The 17,442-nt window shown below is 70.3% G+C and carries 21 protein-coding genes and 1 pseudogene; 18 read left to right on the forward strand and 4 right to left on the reverse strand.

All coding sequences use genetic code 11. From position 1 onward, the window contains the following. From H0X00_RS10380 to H0X00_RS10395, 4 genes are all read left to right on the forward strand, one after another. The coding region (locus H0X00_RS10380; protein ID WP_293769748.1) for an ABC transporter substrate-binding protein at positions 1-1,303 on the forward strand (1,303 nt) is incomplete at its 5' end. Further along, the gene (locus H0X00_RS10385; protein WP_293769751.1) at positions 1,303-1,998 is read left to right on the forward strand and encodes an ABC transporter ATP-binding protein; all 696 of its coding nucleotides are present in this window, start codon (positions 1,303-1,305) and stop codon (positions 1,996-1,998) included. The genes H0X00_RS10380 and H0X00_RS10385, both read left to right, overlap by 1 nt. A gap of 52 nt (positions 1,999-2,050) precedes the next feature. Then, positions 2,051-2,656, forward strand: coding sequence for a histidine phosphatase family protein (locus tag H0X00_RS10390; protein ID WP_293769753.1), 606 nt, complete (start codon positions 2,051-2,053; stop codon positions 2,654-2,656). A gap of 43 nt (positions 2,657-2,699) precedes the next feature. Then, on the forward strand, positions 2,700-3,497 hold the full coding sequence (locus H0X00_RS10395; RefSeq protein ID WP_293769756.1) for an ABC transporter ATP-binding protein: 798 nt from the start codon (positions 2,700-2,702) through the stop codon (positions 3,495-3,497). A gap of 82 nt (positions 3,498-3,579) precedes the next feature. On the opposite strand, the gene H0X00_RS10400 is transcribed toward H0X00_RS10395, so the two are convergent. Beyond that, the gene (locus tag H0X00_RS10400) at positions 3,580-3,747 is read right to left on the reverse strand and encodes a hypothetical protein (RefSeq protein ID WP_293769759.1); all 168 of its coding nucleotides are present in this window, start codon (positions 3,745-3,747) and stop codon (positions 3,580-3,582) included. Between the two features lie 200 nt (positions 3,748-3,947). Next, positions 3,948-5,240: a cytochrome P450 gene (locus H0X00_RS10405; protein ID WP_293769762.1), complete on the reverse strand. Its 1,293-nt coding sequence runs from the start codon at positions 5,238-5,240 to the stop codon at positions 3,948-3,950. Between the two features lie 218 nt (positions 5,241-5,458). Here H0X00_RS10405 and H0X00_RS10410 point away from each other — a divergent pair, with 218 nt between their 5' ends. The 13 genes from H0X00_RS10410 to H0X00_RS10470 are packed head-to-tail and all read left to right on the forward strand — an operon-like array spanning position 5,459 to position 15,546. Next, positions 5,459-6,466: a thiamine pyrophosphate-dependent dehydrogenase E1 component subunit alpha gene (locus tag H0X00_RS10410; RefSeq protein ID WP_293769764.1), complete on the forward strand. Its 1,008-nt coding sequence runs from the start codon at positions 5,459-5,461 to the stop codon at positions 6,464-6,466. Beyond that, positions 6,463-7,458, forward strand: a complete 996-nt coding sequence (locus H0X00_RS10415) for an alpha-ketoacid dehydrogenase subunit beta (RefSeq protein ID WP_293769767.1) — start codon at positions 6,463-6,465, stop codon at positions 7,456-7,458. The genes H0X00_RS10410 and H0X00_RS10415 overlap by 4 nt, the downstream gene beginning before the upstream one ends. A gap of 38 nt (positions 7,459-7,496) precedes the next feature. Further along, positions 7,497-8,240: an SDR family NAD(P)-dependent oxidoreductase gene (locus tag H0X00_RS10420; protein WP_293769770.1), complete on the forward strand. Its 744-nt coding sequence runs from the start codon at positions 7,497-7,499 to the stop codon at positions 8,238-8,240. A 52-nt stretch (positions 8,241-8,292) separates the two neighbouring features. Beyond that, the gene (locus tag H0X00_RS10425; RefSeq protein WP_293769771.1) at positions 8,293-8,886 is read left to right on the forward strand and encodes a TetR/AcrR family transcriptional regulator; all 594 of its coding nucleotides are present in this window, start codon (positions 8,293-8,295) and stop codon (positions 8,884-8,886) included. After that, on the forward strand, positions 8,883-10,277 hold the full coding sequence (locus H0X00_RS10430) for an aromatic ring-hydroxylating dioxygenase subunit alpha (RefSeq protein ID WP_293769772.1): 1,395 nt from the start codon (positions 8,883-8,885) through the stop codon (positions 10,275-10,277). The genes H0X00_RS10425 and H0X00_RS10430 overlap by 4 nt, the downstream gene beginning before the upstream one ends. Before the next feature lie 3 nt (positions 10,278-10,280). Then, the gene (locus H0X00_RS10435; RefSeq protein ID WP_293769774.1) at positions 10,281-10,517 is read left to right on the forward strand and encodes a transposase; all 237 of its coding nucleotides are present in this window, start codon (positions 10,281-10,283) and stop codon (positions 10,515-10,517) included. Then, on the forward strand, positions 10,517-10,855 hold the full coding sequence (locus tag H0X00_RS10440; protein ID WP_293769775.1) for a hypothetical protein: 339 nt from the start codon (positions 10,517-10,519) through the stop codon (positions 10,853-10,855). Before H0X00_RS10435 ends, H0X00_RS10440 begins: the two co-directional genes overlap by 1 nt. After that, on the forward strand, positions 10,855-11,166 hold the full coding sequence (locus tag H0X00_RS10445; protein ID WP_293769776.1) for a 2Fe-2S iron-sulfur cluster-binding protein: 312 nt from the start codon (positions 10,855-10,857) through the stop codon (positions 11,164-11,166). The genes H0X00_RS10440 and H0X00_RS10445 overlap by 1 nt, the downstream gene beginning before the upstream one ends. After that, the gene (locus H0X00_RS10450) at positions 11,163-11,579 is read left to right on the forward strand and encodes a cobalamin-dependent protein (protein WP_293769777.1); all 417 of its coding nucleotides are present in this window, start codon (positions 11,163-11,165) and stop codon (positions 11,577-11,579) included. Before H0X00_RS10445 ends, H0X00_RS10450 begins: the two co-directional genes overlap by 4 nt. Next, positions 11,576-13,225, forward strand: coding sequence for a methylmalonyl-CoA mutase family protein (locus tag H0X00_RS10455; protein ID WP_293769778.1), 1,650 nt, complete (start codon positions 11,576-11,578; stop codon positions 13,223-13,225). Before H0X00_RS10450 ends, H0X00_RS10455 begins: the two co-directional genes overlap by 4 nt. Before the next feature lie 9 nt (positions 13,226-13,234). Next, the gene (locus H0X00_RS10460; protein ID WP_293769779.1) at positions 13,235-14,860 is read left to right on the forward strand and encodes an AMP-binding protein; all 1,626 of its coding nucleotides are present in this window, start codon (positions 13,235-13,237) and stop codon (positions 14,858-14,860) included. 51 nt (positions 14,861-14,911) lie between these two features. Beyond that, positions 14,912-15,145 (forward strand): hypothetical protein, encoded by a 234-nt coding sequence (locus H0X00_RS10465; protein WP_293769781.1) that lies wholly within the window; start codon positions 14,912-14,914, stop codon positions 15,143-15,145. Further along, positions 15,142-15,546 carry a type II toxin-antitoxin system VapC family toxin gene (locus H0X00_RS10470; protein ID WP_293769783.1) on the forward strand — a complete coding sequence of 135 codons (405 nt, stop codon included), beginning with the start codon at positions 15,142-15,144 and terminating at the stop codon, positions 15,544-15,546. The genes H0X00_RS10465 and H0X00_RS10470 overlap by 4 nt, the downstream gene beginning before the upstream one ends. Positions 15,547-15,633: 87 nt before the next feature. Here the strand turns inward: H0X00_RS10470 and H0X00_RS10475 are convergent, their stop codons facing one another. Both H0X00_RS10475 and H0X00_RS10480 read right to left on the reverse strand, forming a co-directional pair. Further along, positions 15,634-16,182: a hypothetical protein gene (locus H0X00_RS10475; protein WP_293769784.1), complete on the reverse strand. Its 549-nt coding sequence runs from the start codon at positions 16,180-16,182 to the stop codon at positions 15,634-15,636. Positions 16,183-16,192: 10 nt separating this feature from the next. Beyond that, on the reverse strand, positions 16,193-17,044 hold the full coding sequence (locus tag H0X00_RS10480) for a MaoC family dehydratase (RefSeq protein ID WP_293769785.1): 852 nt from the start codon (positions 17,042-17,044) through the stop codon (positions 16,193-16,195). 174 nt (positions 17,045-17,218) lie between these two features. Between H0X00_RS10480 and H0X00_RS10485 the strand changes: the two are divergent. Further along, a pseudogene (locus H0X00_RS10485) lies at positions 17,219-17,442 on the forward strand (hypothetical protein); the annotation flags it as partial.

Below are 17,442 nucleotides of genomic sequence, written 5' to 3' on the forward strand. Positions count from 1 at the left end.
GCCCGGCACCGTTCCCGGCGCGACCGGGGGGACGACCGCCGCGAGCACCGCCTGCGCCCAGCCGCTCTCGCCGGTCGTCCTCGGGCAGACGCTGGCCTCTTCCGGCCTGGTCGGCGCGGCCATCGCCGGCCTGCGCACCGGGCTCGCCGTGTGGGCCAAGGACATCAACGCCCGCGGCGGACTGCAGTGCCACCCGGTCCAGCTGATCCAGCTCGACGACGCCTCCGACCCGGCCCGCGTCTCGGCCAACTGGAACCAGATCATTCACGACCGGGGCGCGGTCGCGTTGGTCGGCGGCGGCGTGCCGATCGCTATCGCCGCCTTGCGCACCTCGGCCGAGCGGGACAAGGTCCCGGTCGTCGGCGGCGACGTCACCGCGGTGGACTGGGTGCAGAGCCCGTACTTGTTCCCGACCGGCGGAACTCCGCTGACCTCCTACGACGGTGGCGTGATCGACGCGGCGAAGGTCGCCAAGGGCCCGCTGAAGGCCGGCATCTTCTACTGCGTCGAGGCCTCGATCTGCACCAGCCTCAAGAACAACCTCCCGAAGAGCGCGGAGCGCGCCGGGGCGGCCCTCGGCCCCATCACCGCGGTCTCGCTGACCCAGCCGGACTTCACCTCCGAGTGCCAGACGATGAAGGCGGCCGGGGTGAACATCATCTTCTTCGGCCTCGACGGCTCGGCCAGCATCCGCGCCGCGCGGTCCTGTGCCTCGCTGAACTACTTCCCGACGATCGCCACCGGCGCGATCGCGGTCAGCGCGGCCGCCGCGGCCGACGCCGGCCTGCGCCGCAACGTCACCTTCCTCGGCAGCGGGGTGGTGCCGTACATCACCACGGACACCGAGGGCATCAAGGCGTTCCACGTCGCCACCAAGCGCTACGCGCCGACCGCGACGGAGGACCAGCAGACCCTGCTCGGCTGGGCGGCCGGCAAGCTGCTGGAGGCGGCACTGACCAAGGTCTCGGCCAAGGCCCGCGGCGGCGCCATCACCACCGAGATGATCCTCGAGGGCCTCTGGAGTCTGAAGAACGAAAAGCTCGACGGCCTCAGCCCCGGGGCGACCTTCACCAAGGGCTCGGCGGCCAAGTCGATCGACTGCTACTACGGCCTGCGTCTGGACGACAAGGGCTTCGGCGCCCCCAACGGCAGCAAGGCGGTCTGCTTCGGCGCGGACAAGAAGCTGGAAGCCGGCGCGGCCGCCCCGGCGGCCGGTGGGACCGACGCGGCCGAGGATCTGGCCGTCGTGGGCGGAACCGTGACGGCCCGTCAGGTTTCGGGCCGCCGGCGGCAGGCCGGCTGATGCTTGAGCTCCGCAGTCTCGACGCCGGCTACGGCGGCACCCAGGTCTTGCGCGGTGTGGACCTGGTCGTTCCGGACGGGTCGATCGTCGCGCTGCTCGGGCCGAACGGAGCCGGCAAGACCACCCTGCTCCGCGCCGCCTCCGGGCTGATCCGCCCGATGGGCGGCGACATCCGGCTCGGCGGCGAGTCCGTGCTCGGGATGGCCCCGCACGATCTGTGCGCCCGCGGCCTGTGCCACGTGCCGGAAGGCCGCGGGATCTTCCCCAGCCTGACCGTGAAGGACAACCTCGTCCTGCAGAGCAAGGCCGGCCAGGAGTCCGAGTCGATCGAGCGTGCGGTCTCGGCGTTCCCGCGGCTGGGGGAGCGGCTGGCCCAACTCGCGGGCACGATGTCCGGAGGTGAGCAACAGATGCTCGCCCTGGCCCGCGCGTACATCCAGAAGCCCCGGTTCGTGCTGCTGGACGAGGTCTCGATGGGGCTCGCGCCCAAGATCGTCGACGAGATCTTCGAGTTCCTCGGCCGGCTGGCGGCCGAGGGGTCGGCCCTGCTGCTGGTCGAGCAGTACGTCACCCGGGCGCTGGCGGCGGCCGACTACGTCTACCTGCTCAACCGGGGCAGGGTTTCGTTCGCCGGCGAGGTGTCCGAGGTGGACGCAGAAGCGATCGCCGAGGAGTACGTGGGAGGCGGGCATTAGCTCAGCGCAGCCGCAAGCAGGGGGCCTCGAGCTCGTCCCCGACGGCGAACTCGTGCTGGTCCGGCACGGCCTGCCCGAGCGCGGTCTGACCGGCGCCGACCGGGCCGACCCGTGGCTGTCCGATCAGGGCCGCGCCGAGGCCCGCGCGATGACGGAGTTCCTGGCCGACGAAGAGTTCGACGCCATCTACTCCTCCCCGCGGCGCCGCGCGATGGAGACCGTCGCGCCCCTCGCCGCCGAGCGCGGCATGGAGATCATCCCGTTGGACGGCCTCGCCGAGTTCGACAAGCACTCCGACGAGTACCTGTTCTTCGACGATCTGCAGAAGGCCGGCGACCCCCGCTACAAGGCCTGCCTGCGCGGCGACCTCTCGGCGTGGAACACCGACTACCCGACCTTCCGTGCCGAGGTGATGGAAGCGGTCACCGAGATCACCAGCAAACACGTCGGCGAGAAGGTGCTGGTGTCCTCGCACGGCGGAGCGCTGAACACGATGCTCGGCGCGGTCCTCGGCCTGGACCAGATGTGGTTCTTCTATCCGAAGCACACGGGCATCTGCCGCGTTGCGGTCGACCACCAGCGCAACCGAATGCGGATCGTCACCCTGAACGAGTTCAGCCACCTGCGCGGCGTTGCCGAACGCCGGGGAATAATCTAGGAATGGACTATTGCGTGCGTGACCGAATCGTGTGGAGGTACCGGTGTCCGAGGTAAGCGTCGATGGCCTGCACGTCGAGAATCTGACGGTGCGTTACGGCGGTCTGACCGCTGTCGACGGTCAGACCCTGACCGCCCCGCGCGGCCGGATCACCGGCCTGATCGGCCCCAACGGTGCCGGCAAGACCACGACGTTCAACGCGATCACCGGGGTGGTCAAGCCCGCCCAGGGCAAGGTCGTGCTCTTCGGTGAGGACGTCACCTCGGCGGCCCCGCAGGCCCGCGCCCTCAAGGGTCTCGGGCGTACGTTCCAGCGGATGGAGCTCTTCGAGACGCTCTCGGTGCGGGAGAACGTGCGGATGGGACGCGAGGCCGCGATGGCCGGGCGCAACCCGCTGCGCCACCTCGCCGCCCGCCCGGCGGAGCGGCGTTCGACGAAGGAGCACGCGGCCTCGGCGATGGAGTTGTGCGGAATCGCGCACCTGGCCGACAAGCGCCCGGCGGACCTCTCGACCGGTCAGCGCCGGTTGGTGGAACTGGCCCGGGTCTCGGCCGGGGACTTCCGGCTGCTGCTGCTGGACGAGCCGTCCTCGGGCCTGGACGGGGCCGAGACCGAGCGCTTCGGGGAAATCCTGCGCACGCTGGTCACCGAGCGGGGCCTGGGCATCCTGATCGTCGAGCACGACATGGCCCTGGTCATGAGCACGTGCGAGTACATCCACGTCCTGGACTTCGGTAAGCCGATCTTCGAGGGCACCCCGCGCGAGGTACAGACCTCCGAACTGGTCCGCAGCGCCTACCTCGGGTCCGAGGCCCCTGAGCTCGACGAGCTCGCGGGTTGACCCAGGCGACGCGACCGGAGCTCACCCCCGGCGGCTTCGAGGTCGTCGCCCACACCACGATTGTTCTGGTTCGGCACGTCCCTCAACGAGACGCAGCACCTGAGCGGAGCGTGAGCAGGTTCGCGCTGACTCCGGCCTCGATCAGGTCGAAGGCGTGGTTGACGAGCATCCCCGGGTCCTGACCGGTCGACATCGCGGTGTCCAGCGTGGCCCGCAGCGCCGAGGTGATCGACGAGGCGAGCAGATGCATTCCGCCCGCAGGTCCGGCTCCATGTTGTCGAGGAAGCCGATCACGCCCTCGGCCACGGCCGCGCGCGCGAACTGCCACGGGTCCGCGGTCGGCGGCGCCGCCTTCAGGGTGGCGTCCAGCGTGGTCAGTTGGTTCGCGGCAGTAGGTAAGGTCGGCCCAAGATGGCTGCGCCGACGGACGGCCCTCTGCCGGTGCGAGGGTCAGCGCGCGGTGAACGTGAGCGGGAGCGACGCGGGGCCGCGCAGGACGAAGCTGCGGTGGTAGGGCACCTCGTCGGCCGGGCAGTCGAGCGCGATGTCGTTCAGCCGCTCCAGCAGCAGCTCCGCGGCGATCCGCAGCTCCAGGCGGGCGATGCTGGAGCCGAGGCAGAAGTGCTCGAAGCGCGCGAAGGTGACGTGGGGCGCGCGGTCGCCGTCCAGCTTCAGCGCCGCCGGGTCGGGGAACGTCCCCGGGTCGCGGTTGGCCGAGCCGTAGACCAGCCAGAGCACTGAGCCGGCCGGGATCTCGACGCCGGCGATGATGCTGTCCGCGGTCGAGACCCGGAACATGCCCTGCACCGGCGCCTCGACGCGCAGCATCTCCTCGACCAGCGGGGCGACCAGGGCGGGGTTGGACCGCACCCGGTCGGCGAGCTCGGGGTCCTGCGCGAGGGCGAACATCAGCGTGGTGACCGAGTTGGTCGTGGTCTCGTTGCCCGCGACCAGGAACTGCACGAGCATCTGCAGGATCTCGTCGAGGGTGAGTGGCGCTTCGCCCTCCATCCGGGCCGCGACCAGGTCGGTGAGCAGGTCGTCCTGCGGCTCGACGCGGCGCAGCTCGATCTCGCGCGTGAAGTAGTCGTAGAAGGTGTCGACCTCGTCGAAGATCCCGGCGACGTCCTCCGCGCTCTGGTCGACCGAGCCGACGCCCGCGGTGAACGCGTTGGACCACCGCTTGAACTGGTCCATGTCGCTCGGCGGGACGCCGAGCAGAGTGGCGATCACAGTCATCGGCAGCGGGATCGAGAACTGCGGGACGAGGTCGACCTTGCCGTCGGCCAGAAACCCGTCGATCAGTTCCTCGGTCAGCCGGCGCACCTCGGGCTCGAGCGCCTTGACGCGCTTGGGGCTGAACGCAGCGCTGACCAGTGCGCGCTGACGCTTGTGCAGCGGCGGATCGGTGAACAGCAGGACGGGGGATTCGGACAGCTTCAGCCGGCGCTCGGCCTGGGCCCGCAGTTTGGCCGGCGTCGCCGGGTCGGCGAGGAGCTTGTTGGCCAGCCCGGTCACCGAGTTCGGGCCGCTCGCCATCGCCGAGGAGTAGGTGTCGGTGTCCTTCAGGACCTCGATCACGTCGTCGTAGCGCGTCACGACGTAGGCGTTGAGCCGGTCGTTGCGGGTGACCGGCGCCTGCTCGCGCAGCACGTCGTAGAGCGGGAACGGACACCGCACCAGAGCGGCGTCGCCCTCGATGAGGCGGGTCAGATCGGCGGGCACGTACGGGCACTCGGTCACGGGCCGACGTTCAGGTCCTGCCACCGCGATCCTCCTGTCGTCTGCGGCGCCCGGCTGGCGCCTCGCTACGTTCTCGTCGTCGCCGGATGCTCCGCATCCGGCTCCTCCTCGGCCTTGCGATGCATCCCGCCGGATCACCGCATACTCCGCAGGCTCGCGATGACAGGACCCTAGGCCTCGATTGCCAAAAGGTCTAGTACTCGACTATTTTGGGGCCCGTGCTGACGACCAGCGAACTCCAGGACATGTATCGGCTGATGGCCCTGATCACGGCCACCAGCAACCGGGCTTGCGCTGAGGTGAAGGCCGGCTCGCTGCAGTCGGCCTTCTACCCGGTGCGCGGGCTGGAGGGCGTCTGTGCCGCCCTCGGTGTCGCGAAGCAACCGGGCGACCAGTTGGTCTCCACCTACCGCTCGCTCGGTGACGCGCTGGCGTGGGGCTCGGACCTGCGTCGCGTGATCGCCGAGATCTACGGCCGGGCCGATGGGGTGTGTGGCGGCAAGGGCGGCCCGATGCACCTGCACGACACGAGCGTCGGGTACATGACCAGCACCGGCATCGTCGGTTCCGGCATCCCGATCGCCGTCGGGCTCGGGATCGCCGCGCAGCTCGACGGCCCAAACTCGAATGGCACTGGGCGCGCGGTCGTGACGACCTTCGGCGACGGCGCCACCTCGATCGGCGCCTTCCACGAGGGCATGAACATGGCCGCGCTCTGGAAGCTGCCGGTGCTGTTCCTCTGCCAGAACAACCAGTGGGGCGAGCACACGCCGATCGCCGAGTACGCCGGGTCCACCGACCTGGCCGGCCGCGCGGCGTCCTACGGGATGACCGCGGTGAAGGTCGACGGCTTCGACCCGGTCGCGACCGCCGACGTGCTGCGGGAAGCCCTCGAACGCGCCCGCTCCGACGGTGGCCCGACCTTCGTCGAGGCCATGACCTACCGGCTGACCGGGCACAGCGGTTCGGCCGACTACAGCTACATGCCGGCCGAGGAACTCGCCGCCGCGCTGGAGCGCGACCCGGTGCCGAGCTTCCGGCGCGCGATGCTGACCTCGGGTCAGATCAGCGAGGCCGACCTGGATTCGATCGAGGCCTCGGTCGCGGCGACCGTCGACGACGCCTTCACCTTCGCCCAGGCGAGCCCCGAGGTCGAGGGCCATCTGCGCTACCGCGACGTGTTCGCCGAAGGGGCCTCGCTGGCCGGGATGGGGGTCCGGGCATGAACGAGCAGACTCCCCTCACCGAGACGATGACGATGGCGGCCGCGTTGAACTCCGCGCTGCACCTGGCCATGGACGCCGACTCCAAGGTCCTGCTGCTGGGCGAGGACGTCGCTGACCCGATCGGTGGCGTGCTCAAGATCTCCAAGGGCCTCTCGACCAAGTACGGCCGGGACCGGGTGCGCCCGACCCCGATCGCGGAGTCCGGCATCATCGGCGCCGCGGTGGGCCTCGCCCTCGGCGGCTACAAGCCGATCGCCGAGATCATGTTCATGGACTTCACGACGGTCTGCCTCGACCAGATCGTCAACCACGCCGCGAAGCTGCGTTACATGTCCGGCGGCCACACCGCGGTCCCGCTGACGATCCGCACCGGCGTCGGCACCCGGCGCTTCGGTGCGCAGCACGCGCAGAACCTTGAGGCGTGGTTCATGCACACGCCGGGCATCAAGGTCGTCGTCCCGGCCACCGCCGCGGACGCCAAGGGCCTGCTCATGTCCTGCATCGACGACCCGGACCCGTGCCTGTTCATCGAGCACTTCGATCTGGTCTTCACGCAGAAGGACGAGGTGCCGGTCGGCGAGCACCGCGTCCCGCTCGGGCAGGCCGCGATCCGCCGGCCCGGCGACCAGGTCACTGTCATCACCTACGGCACCCAGGTGCGCACCGCGATGGCCGCCGCCCAGGAGCTGGCCGAGCAGGGCATCTCCGTCGAGGTGATCGACCTGCGCACGCTGGTGCCGCTGGACATGGACACCGTGTTGGAGTCCGTCGAGAAGACCCGCCGCGCGGTGGTGCTGCACGACGCGCACACCTTCTGTGGCCCGGGTGCGGAGCTGGCGGCCCAGATCACCGAGAACCTGTGGGGCGAGCTGCTCGCCCCGGTCCTGCGTCTCGGCGCGGGCTACTCGCCGGTGCCGTTCGCGGCCGGCCTCGACTTCCACCCGACGGCGGACGACGTGGTCGCCGCTGTGGGTCAGCTGCTCGGCCGCTGACCTCCCCTGCGCCGCCATCTCCGACCGAGGGACCTGACGTGGCAACTGCACTGATCACCGGAGCGGCCCGCGGCATCGGCCGCGCCACCGCGGAGCGCCTGATCGCGGCCGGCTACGAGGTGACGATCGGCGACCGCGACCTGGACGCCGTCCAGGCCACGGCGGCCGAGATCGGCGCCAAGGCCGTCCAGCTCGACGTCACCGACGAGGCGTCGGTCATCGCAGCCGCCGCCGGGTTCACCGAGCTCGACGTGCTGGTCAACAACGCCGGCATGTACCTGCGGGGCACGTTGTCGACGATGACCGTCGAGGACTACCGCACGGTGATGGACGTCAACCTGCTCGGCCCGATCCTGATGACGCGTCACTTCGCGGATGCTCTTGCGGCCAACGGCGGCGGCGCGGTGGTCAACCTCGCGTCGATGTCCGGCTACACCCCGGTGCCCGGAACCGGCGCCTACTCGATGGCCAAGGCCGCGGTGATCTCGTTCACCGAACTCGCCGCGCTGGAGTACGCCCCGCGCGGGATCCGCGTCAACGGCGTCGCGCCGGGTCGGATCGCCACCGCCATGACCGCCGACCGCCAGGGCGACCCGGAGCGCGAGGCACGCACCCACGCGCTGATTCCGCTCGGCCGCTCCGGTGAGGCCGCGGACGTCGCGGAGGCCGTGTTCTACCTCGCTTCGGCCGGTGCCGCCTACATCACCGGCCAGGTCGTCCGCGTCGACGGCGGTCTGACCATCGCGACGGTTCCCTTGTTGCAGGCGGCGCAGGGCGGCTGATCCGGCCCCACCAGCTATTGATACGAGATTCCAAAATCCGTATCATCGAGGGATGCCGTCCATGCAGGTGAAGCCGTCTGCTCGGGACCGCATCATCGAGGCGGCGCGCGCGGCGTTCCGGAGTAATGGAATCGCGGCGACCCCGCTCGACGAGGTCGCGGCCCTGGCCGGTGTCGCCCGGCCGAACCTGTACCGGTACTTCGCCAGCCGTGAGGAACTCGTCCGGCAGGTGATGATCGCCGAGGTGCGCTCGGTCAACGCCGCGCGGTGGGAACGGATCACGCTGACCGGCCCGGTCCGGCCGCTGATCCTGGACTCGTTGGTCACCGGCCACGATCTGTCGCAGGACTACATGGCCAACGTGACGCTGGTGGCCGAGGCCGCCAGCATCACGGCCGAGTTGATGAGTCACGACGAGGGGCTCGCGGCCGCGCAGTACGAGTACTGGGGCCCGCTGCTCGACTACGGCCGCGGCCGCGGCGAGATCGCTGTCGGCCTGAGCAACGAGCGCATCGTCCGCTGGTTCCTCACCAACCACGTCCTCGTGGCCGAACGGCCCGAGCTCATCCCCGACCGGGATCTGCGGTCCTGGTTCTCCGACTTCGTCGTACCGCCCGTCCTTGCCGCCCAGGGAGGCACTTCATGACGACCCTTCAGCCCCGGCGCTCCGAAGGTCCCAGCGTCCAGGACTACCTGGACCGCGACTCGCGCCCGGTCCCGGAGTCGCTGCGCTACAACCGCAACGACCAGGTCGACCCGACGGATATCCCGATCGCGCGCTACATCTCGCCGGAGTTCGCCCGGGAGGAGATGGAGAAGCTCTGGTACCGGGTCTGGCAGATGGCTTGCCTGGAGGACGAGATCCCCGAGGTGGGGGACCACGTCGTCTACGAGATCGGCGACCTGTCCTACATCATCATGCGCACCGAGGACGGCATCCGGTCGTTCGTGAACGCCTGCCTGCACCGCGGCCGACTGTTGCGTGAGCGCGGCGGCAACGTGCCCGAGATCCGTTGCACCTTCCACGGGTTCACCTGGAACCTCAACGGGTCGCTCAAGGCCATCCCGTGCGAGTGGGACTTCCCGCACGTCGACAAGAAGGCGATGAACCTGCCCGAGGCGCGGGTGGAGACCTGGCGGGGCTGGGTGTTCATCAACCCCGACCCCGATTCCCCGCAGACGTTGACCGAGTTCCTCGGGGCGTTCGACGAGCTGTGGATCTGGCCGATCGAGGAGCGCTACAAGGCGGTCCACACCGCCAAGATCCTGCCGCTGAACTGGAAGGCCGCGCAGGAGGCCTTCATGGAGACCTACCACGTCATCGCGACGCACCCGCAGATCCTGACCTGGACCGCGGACGCCAACACCCAGTACGACGCGACCGCCGATGAGCCGCACTGGAACCGCATGATCAATGTGCAGGGTGCGCCGAGCCCGCACGTCGCGGAGTTCGTCGACGAGCAGGACGTGCTGGAGTCCTTCTACGCCGCGCGCACCTTCTACACCCCGGACTCCGGCCGGGACCTGCAGGTCGGCGAGGGCGGGCTGCCGCAGGTTCCCGAGGGCAAGACCGCGCGCGAGATCCTGGCGGAGGAGACCCGCAAGCAGTTCTCCAAGCTGTCCGGCCGCGACTTCTCGAAGCTGTCCGACAGCGAACTGCTCGACACCGTGCAGCACACGGTCTTCCCGAACTTTCATCCGTGGGGCGGGATGAAGTCCAACATCTGCTACCGCTGGCGGCCCAACGGCTTCGACCCGGACACCTGCATCTTCGAGACCTTCATCATGGCCGACCCGCCGCCGGGGCAGCCGAAGCCGCCGCCGGCGAAGGTGACGTGGGTACCCGAGGACACCGCCTTCACCGATGTGCCGGTGCTGGGCCTGCTCGGGCCGGTGTTCGACCAGGACATCGACAACATGGTCACGGTCCAGCGCGGGATGAAGGCGACCCGGAAGAAGGGCGTGCTGCTGGGTCAGTACCAGGAGAGCCGGATCCGGCAGTTCCACCAGACGCTCACCACCTACCTGGAGGGCTGAGCCGTGGCCGCCGAGGAACCGATGCCCGAGAAGAAGCTGATCGACCCGATCAACCGGTACGTCTACATCGCCCGCGCGGACGGCCGGGTCGACGTCACCGACCCGGACACCGGCAAGACCGGCATCTTCGACGACAAGGGCGTGTGGCACTCCGGCGAGCTCACCTACGCCAACCGCCAGCTGCTGGGCTGGATCGGCCGCCTCGCGGTGCGCCGCGCCACCCCGGGCGGCGATTCCTGATGACGGCCCGGGGCCTGCTGATCGTGCTCTCCGACCCCGCCCAAGGTGCCGACGAGGACGAGTTCAACCGCTGGTACTCCGCGGTGCACGCACCGGAGATGGTCGAGCGCGGCGCCGCGGTGTCGTTCCGCCGGCTGCACGCCAGCGGGGTCCCGTTGGCGCCGGGCATCCCCGAGCTGCCGTCGTACGCCGCGGTGTACGAGATCGAGGCCGACACGGTCGAGGACGTCGAGGCGATCCAGCAGCGCCTCGACGAGACCAAGCACCTGAAGCGCGGGATGAGTTCAACGCTCGACCTTTCCTCGGTGCGGGCGGCCTTCTACCTGCCGGTGGGCTGATGGCCGTCACCGTGCAGCCGTCCGGCCTCCGACTCGACCCGGAGCCGGGCGAGACCGTGTTCGCCGCCGCGGCGCGCGCGGGCTACCGCTGGCCGACGGTGTGCGGTGGCCTGGGCACCTGCCGGACCTGCCTGATGGTCGTCGACGACGGCCGGGAGAACTGCTCGCCGATCGGGGACCTGGAGGGCGAGGGGTTGGACGCGCTCAAGGAACCGCGCGACGGAGTCCGCCGCCTGGCCTGCCAGACCCACGTGGCCGGCGATGTCGTGGTGACCAAGCGCGGCGTCAACCCTTTGCAGGCGGCGTCATGACCGCCCGCCCGGTTCGGTGCCTGCTCGGCATGCTGGGCGTCGACGTGCACTCGCGCGGGCTGCGCACGGTGGCGCGGATCCTGCGCGACGCCGGCGTCGAGGTGATCTATCTGGGCGAGCACAACAGCGCTGCCGGGATGGCCGCGGCCGCGGTGACCGAGGATGTCGACGTGGTCGGGGTCAGCTTCAGCGTGAGCACCTACACGCACTACGTCCGCGAACTGACGGAGGAGATGGCCAAGGCCGGCGCCGGGGACATCCCGGTGATGGTCGGTGGCCTGATCCACCCGGAGGACCTCGAGCTACTGCACGCGCTCGGCGTCACGATGGTCTTCGGCCCGGACTCGAGCACGGACGCGATCCTCGACTACGTGGGCGGGCTGCCGATTTCACAGCGGGGGGTGGCCTCATGAGCGGTGCCGATCGCGAGAAGTTCCCGGAGGTCGATGACGCGCACCTGCGTCTCTCGCGCACCAAGACCTGGGGCGGGCTGGAGACCGAGGCCGCCTACGGGCCGCCCGAACCGGACGCGGACTACGCCGAACAGCTGGGCGATCCGGGCCAGTTCCCGTACGCCCGCGGGTCGTACCCGCAGATGTACCGCAGCCGGATGTGGACCCAGCGCACGATCGTCGGCTACGGCACCCCGGCCGACACCCGGGCCGGCCTGGAGGCGGCGCGGGCGCAGGGCGCGACCGGGCTCGACGTCGTCCTGGACACCCTGAGCCAGGAGGCGCTCGACCCGGACCACCCGATGTTCGGACCGGAGGTCGGCAGCGAGGGCTGCTCGATCACCTGGCTGCCGGACCTCGAGGTCCTGCTCGACGGCATCGACCTGACCGCGACCGACATCGCCTGGCACGCGACCGTCGGGCTGTACCCGCTCGTGCTCGCCTACGCGGAGAAGCAGGGCTACGACCTGACGCGGCTTCAGGGCTCGCACATGCCCGACCACGTGACACTCACCCTGTCCGGGTACGGCGAGAAGCTGCTGCCGGTCGACCTCGCGCAGCGCGCCACCGTCGACGTGCTGGAGCACGTCGCCCGGTTCACACCGCGGTGGGCCACCGGGTTCCCGCAGTGCTACAACCTGCGCGAGCGCGGCCTGACCCCGGTCTCGGAGATCGCGGTCGGAATGGCGATCGTGAACCAGACCCTGGCTGACCTCGCCGTGCGCGGCATCGGGGTGGACCAGATCGCGCCGTCGATGGCGTGGGTGTCCACCACCGACGTCGACCTGTTCGAGGAGGTCGCGAAGTTCCGCGCCCTGCGCCGGGTCTGGGCCCGCACGATGCGCGACCGCTTCGGGTCGCAGGACCTCCGCAGCCAGCGCCTGCGGATCGCCTGCCACACCTCGGGCCGTTCGCTGCCGTGCCAGCAGCCGCTGAACAACCTGGCCCGCGCGACCGTGCAGACCCTGGCCGCGATCCTGGGCGGGGTGCAGTCGGTGGAGACCTGCACCTACGACGAGCCGGTGTCCATCCCGACCCCCGAGGCCCGCGAGCTCGCGATCCGCACCCAGCAGATCCTGGCCCACGAGGTCGGGGCGGCCCGGACCGCGGACCCGCTCGGCGGGAGCTGGTACGTCGAGGCGCTGACTGACGACCTGGAGGCGGCCGCGCTCAAGATGCTCGGCCAGATCGAGGCGCAGGGCCTGCTCGCCGCGGTCGGGTCCGGGCACCTGGAGGAGCTGATCGACCAGCACAACCACCGGACCGAGCAGGAGATGCAGTCCGGCGAACGCCTGCGGGTCGGCGTGAACGCGTTCCGGTCCGAGCACTCCACCCCGCCGCCGCGGTTCCAGATCGACCACGTCGCGGTCGCGGCGCACGTCGCGGAGTTCCGGGCGCGCAAGGCGGCCCGGGACCTGGAACCGATCCGGGATGCGATGCGCGACGTCCGGGGCGCTACCGCGGCGGGCGAGAACTCGATCCCGGCGATGGTGCGGGCGTTCGGCGTCCACGCGACCTCCGGTGAGGTGTGGGGGGCGTTCCGACTCGGCCTCGGCCACCCCTACGACCCGTTCGGCGCGGTCGCGCCGCCCCTTCCCCTCGACTGACGTCGCCTGATGGAGCATCAGATGTCCCTGTCCTACGTCCCCGCCGACCGCTCGGTGGAGATCCGCGAGATCGCGATCGGCTCCGTGCTGCGGGAGGCCGCCGCCGAGGTCCCGGACGCTCCCGCCCTGGTGAACGGCTCCGCCGACCCTGCGGAGCGCCGCCGCTGGACCTACGCCCAACTACTGGCGGCGGCCGAGGGCGTGGCCGGGCAGCTGCTGGCGCGGCTGGCCCCGGGGGAGCGGTTGGCGATCTGGTCGGTCAACGTCGCCCAGTGGGAACTGGTCCAGTTCGGGGCCGCCCTGGCCGGCATCCCGGTGGTCGCGATCAACCCCGCCTACACTGCGGCCGAACTGGAGTACGTGCTCGGCCAGTCCGGCTCGGTCGCCATCGTGTTGGGCCCCGAGTACCGGGGGACCGACCCCGCTGCCGAGCTGGCCAAAGTCCGGAGTCGGCTGCCGGCGCTGCGCGAGACGTTCACCCTCGCTGCCGGCAGTGTGCTTTTCGCCGGTGCCACCGGTGCCGCCCTGCCCGAGGTCGACGCGTCCAGCCTGGCGATGATGCAGTACACATCGGGCACGACCGGGCGGCCGAAGGGCGCGATGCTCTCGCACCGGTCCCTCTGCAACAACTCGCGGCTCTTCAACCGGCGGCTGGGATTGGACGGGGTCGGTTCCTGGGTCAACGCGATGCCGATGTTCCACATCGGCGGATCGTCGTTCGGGGCGATCGGCTCGATGTGGAGCCGGGCCGCGCACATCATCACCACCTTCGATCCCGCGCTGATGCTGGAGCTGATCGAGACCGAGCGCCCCGCGTTCCTGCCCAGCGTCCCGACGATGCTGATGGCGATGGCCGAGCACCCGGATTTCCTCCGGCGCGACCACTCCTCGATCCAGGTGATCATGGCCGGCTCGACGACGATTCCGGCCGAGCTGATCCGGCGGGTGGAGAAGGAGTGGGGCGCAAACTTCGTGCCCTGCTACGGCCAGACCGAGTGCAGCGGCGTGATCGTGCAGGGCATGCCCGGGGACACCGCCGAGGACAAGTCCGACTGGGCCGGCCGCCCGCTGGAGCAGGTCGAGGTCCGCTTCGTCGCCCCGGGCACCGGCGCGGTCGTCCCGTGCGGCGAGGTGGGGGAGTTCCAGGTCCGCGGCTACACCACGATGGACGGCTACTTCGCGATGCCCGAGGAGACCGCGTCGACGCTCGACGCGGAGGGCTGGCTGCACACCGGTGACCTCGGGGTGATGGACCCCCGCGGCTACTGCCAGGTGACGGGGCGACTGAAGGACATGATCATCCGCGGCGGGGAGAACATCTATCCGCGCGAGATCGAGGACCGCCTCATCGAGCACCCCGCGATCAGCGAGATCGCCGTCGTCGGGTTGCGGGACGAGCGGATGGGCGAGGAGGTCGCGGCCGTCGTCCGGCTCGCGCCCGATGCCGAGGCCGACCCGCTGGCGTGGCGGGAGTTCGCCCGCGAGGCCCTGGCCGGCCCGAAGGTGCCCCGGCGCTGGTTCGTCGTCGACGCGATGCCGACCACCCCGTCGGGCAAGATCCAGAAGTTCAAGCTGCCCGATGTGATCGCCTCCGGCACTGGGGTCCGCGAGATCACCCCACCGAAGGCTCTTTAGCCCCTCTCAACTCGTGCAGCAGAGTGCTGCTAACCGCGCTATAGTACTGCGATGGCATCGATCACCGTTCGCGACATCCCCGATGAGGCGCGCGACGAACTGGCGGCCCGGGCGGCTCGGAGCGGGCGATCGCTGCAGGAGTACCTGCGGCTTCAGTTGATCGCTCTGACCCGACGACCCGACCCGGAGGCGTTCGCCGCGAATGTTCGCGAACGCAAGCGGCGAACCGGGAGTTTGCTGTCGGCGGAGGCCATCCTCTCCGCGCGTGACGCGGACCGCCGGTGACCCTGGCGGTTGACGCTTCTTTCGTCGTCGCCGCCCTGGTCGACAGTGGGCCGGAGGGCAGCTGGGCCGATGCCCTGCTGGACTCGGACGACCTCGTGGCGCCTCATCTCATGCAGGTCGAGGCGGCGAACATCATTCGTCGAACCGAAGCCGCCGGACAGATCGCCGCGGACACCGCCGCCCTTGCCCACGCTGACCTCCTCGAGGTGCGCGTGGCGTTGTTCGCCTACGAACCCTTCGCGCCTCGGGTGTGGGAACTGCGGCACCACCTTCCGGCCTACGACGCGCTGTACGTCGCCATCGCCGAGACGCTCGACGCCGACCTCGCGACTTTGGATCGGCGGCTGGCGCGGGCAACCGGGCCCCGGTGCGGCTTCAGGTTGCCGCCTGGGTCCGGCTGACCGCGAAACGAAGGCCCACGATCAACGTTGTGACAGGCGGTGCGTGACACGCCTTTGGGGTCGTCCCGGCAGTCACAACCCTGATCCTCAGCCGACGCCGCGCGTCGTCGAGCCCAGGTGCGGTAGCTCCTCCGCGCTGATCTCGCGGACCACCGTGTGGTCCGAGCCGAGGTAGACCTCCTCGCCGGTGAGCAGGCCGCTCGCCGGGTCGATCGGCCAGAGGATCAGCGACTGGTAGGTCACGTGGTACCAGTGGCCGGCCTCGACGGGCGTGCTCACGCGCCCGACCAGGTCGGCGCCGTCGAGCACGTGGTGGATGACGCCCTCGGTAATGACGGTCGCGGCGTCGGCGACGACCCGGTCCAGGACGTAGTCGAGGCGGTTCTTGCCGCTGCCGATGAGGTGGTCGTAGAAGCTGCGGACCTGGGTCTCGCCGGTCAGGGTTGTCCGCCCGTTCATCCCGGCGCCCCAGAAGCGATAGGTCGGCTCGGGGACCAACGTCGCCAGCAGCCGCGGGATGTCCCCCTCGACCTCGGCAACGACGTGCTCGGCGACCAGCTGCAGGGCGTGCTTCACCCGGGGGTCGGTGGCCGCGTCGATCGCGTCCAGCAGCGGCTGCCAGCCCGGTTGATTCATGTCGGAACGCTCACCCGGCAATGGTGGCGCGTCCGCGGTCGAACACCACGCCCTCCCCGTTTGGACCGGTCTCGCCGGTGCGGACGCGGAACGCCGCGCCGCCGGGGACGTTCCAGAGGTCGACGTGCAAGGTGTCGCCCGGGTAGACCGGCTTGGCGAAGCGGACGTCCAGGGAGTTCAGCCGGTCCGGGTCGCCGCCGGCGGCCGCGTGCAGGACGGCCCGGCCGGCGAAGCCGAACGTGCAGAGGCCGTGCAGGATCGGCCGCTCGAAGCCCGCCTTCGTGGCGTAGGCCGGGTCGGAGTGCAGCGGGTTGCGGTCGCCGTTGAGGCGGTAGAGCAGGGCCTGGTCCTCGCGGGTCTGGTAGCTGACGGTCTCGTCCGGCTTGCCGATCGGCTCCTCGGTGGTGTCCGCGGGCCCGCGTTCCCCGCCGAAGCCGCCCGAGCCGCGGATGAAGAAGGACATCCGGGTCAGGAACAGATCGATCCCGTCCGGTGCGGTGCCGGTGCACTCAACGACGATCAGCGCCGCCTTCTCCTTGTCCCACATCTCGGTGATGCGGGCGACCACCGAAGCTTCGCCCTCGACAGGCAGGGGCGCGAGGATCTCCACACCCTGGGCGGCGTGCATGAGGCGGACCCAGTCGATCTCGCCGGCCTTCTTCAACACGCCCGCGCCGGTGCCGAGGACGACCGGCATCGTCGGCAGCATGCGCTGCGGCGCGGACCTGGTGTTGTCGGTGGTGAAAGCGAGTTCGCCGGTCCCGGCCCCCACGCCGAGGGCGTAGAGGGAGCAGTCCTTGGCGGTCCAGGTGATGCGCTGCGGTTCGCCGGCCGCGCCGACCGCGTGGGGATCGAGAGTCATGCGTCCAGCCCGTCTTCGGTGATGCGGTCGGCGAAGGCCTCCAGCCAGATGTGGCGGCGGGTCTGCCCGAACTGCGCGCGGTAGTTCGCCCAGCGGGATTTGAGCGGCGGAGCGAGATTGTCGAGTAAACGACTATATATATCGCGACAATTTGTCCGGGTCTAGGGTCGCGGGATGCGGCGGACCTCCTTCCTCGGCGCTACCGCTCTGGGCACGGTGGCGGCGCTCCATGCAGCCTGGGGTCTCGGCTCGCCCTGGCCGATGGCCACCCCGGCCGAGCTCGCGGACGTGGCGGCCGGCAACGACCACGTGCCCGACCCGGCCGCCTGTTTTGCGGTCGCGGGGGCACTCACCGCGGCGGCGGCCCTGGTCGCCGGGGCCGGTGGGCAGAGCTTCGT

Origin of the sequence: Sporichthya sp. (genome assembly GCF_013815995.1) — a bacterium.
Lineage (GTDB): Bacteria > Actinomycetota > Actinomycetes > Sporichthyales > Sporichthyaceae > Sporichthya.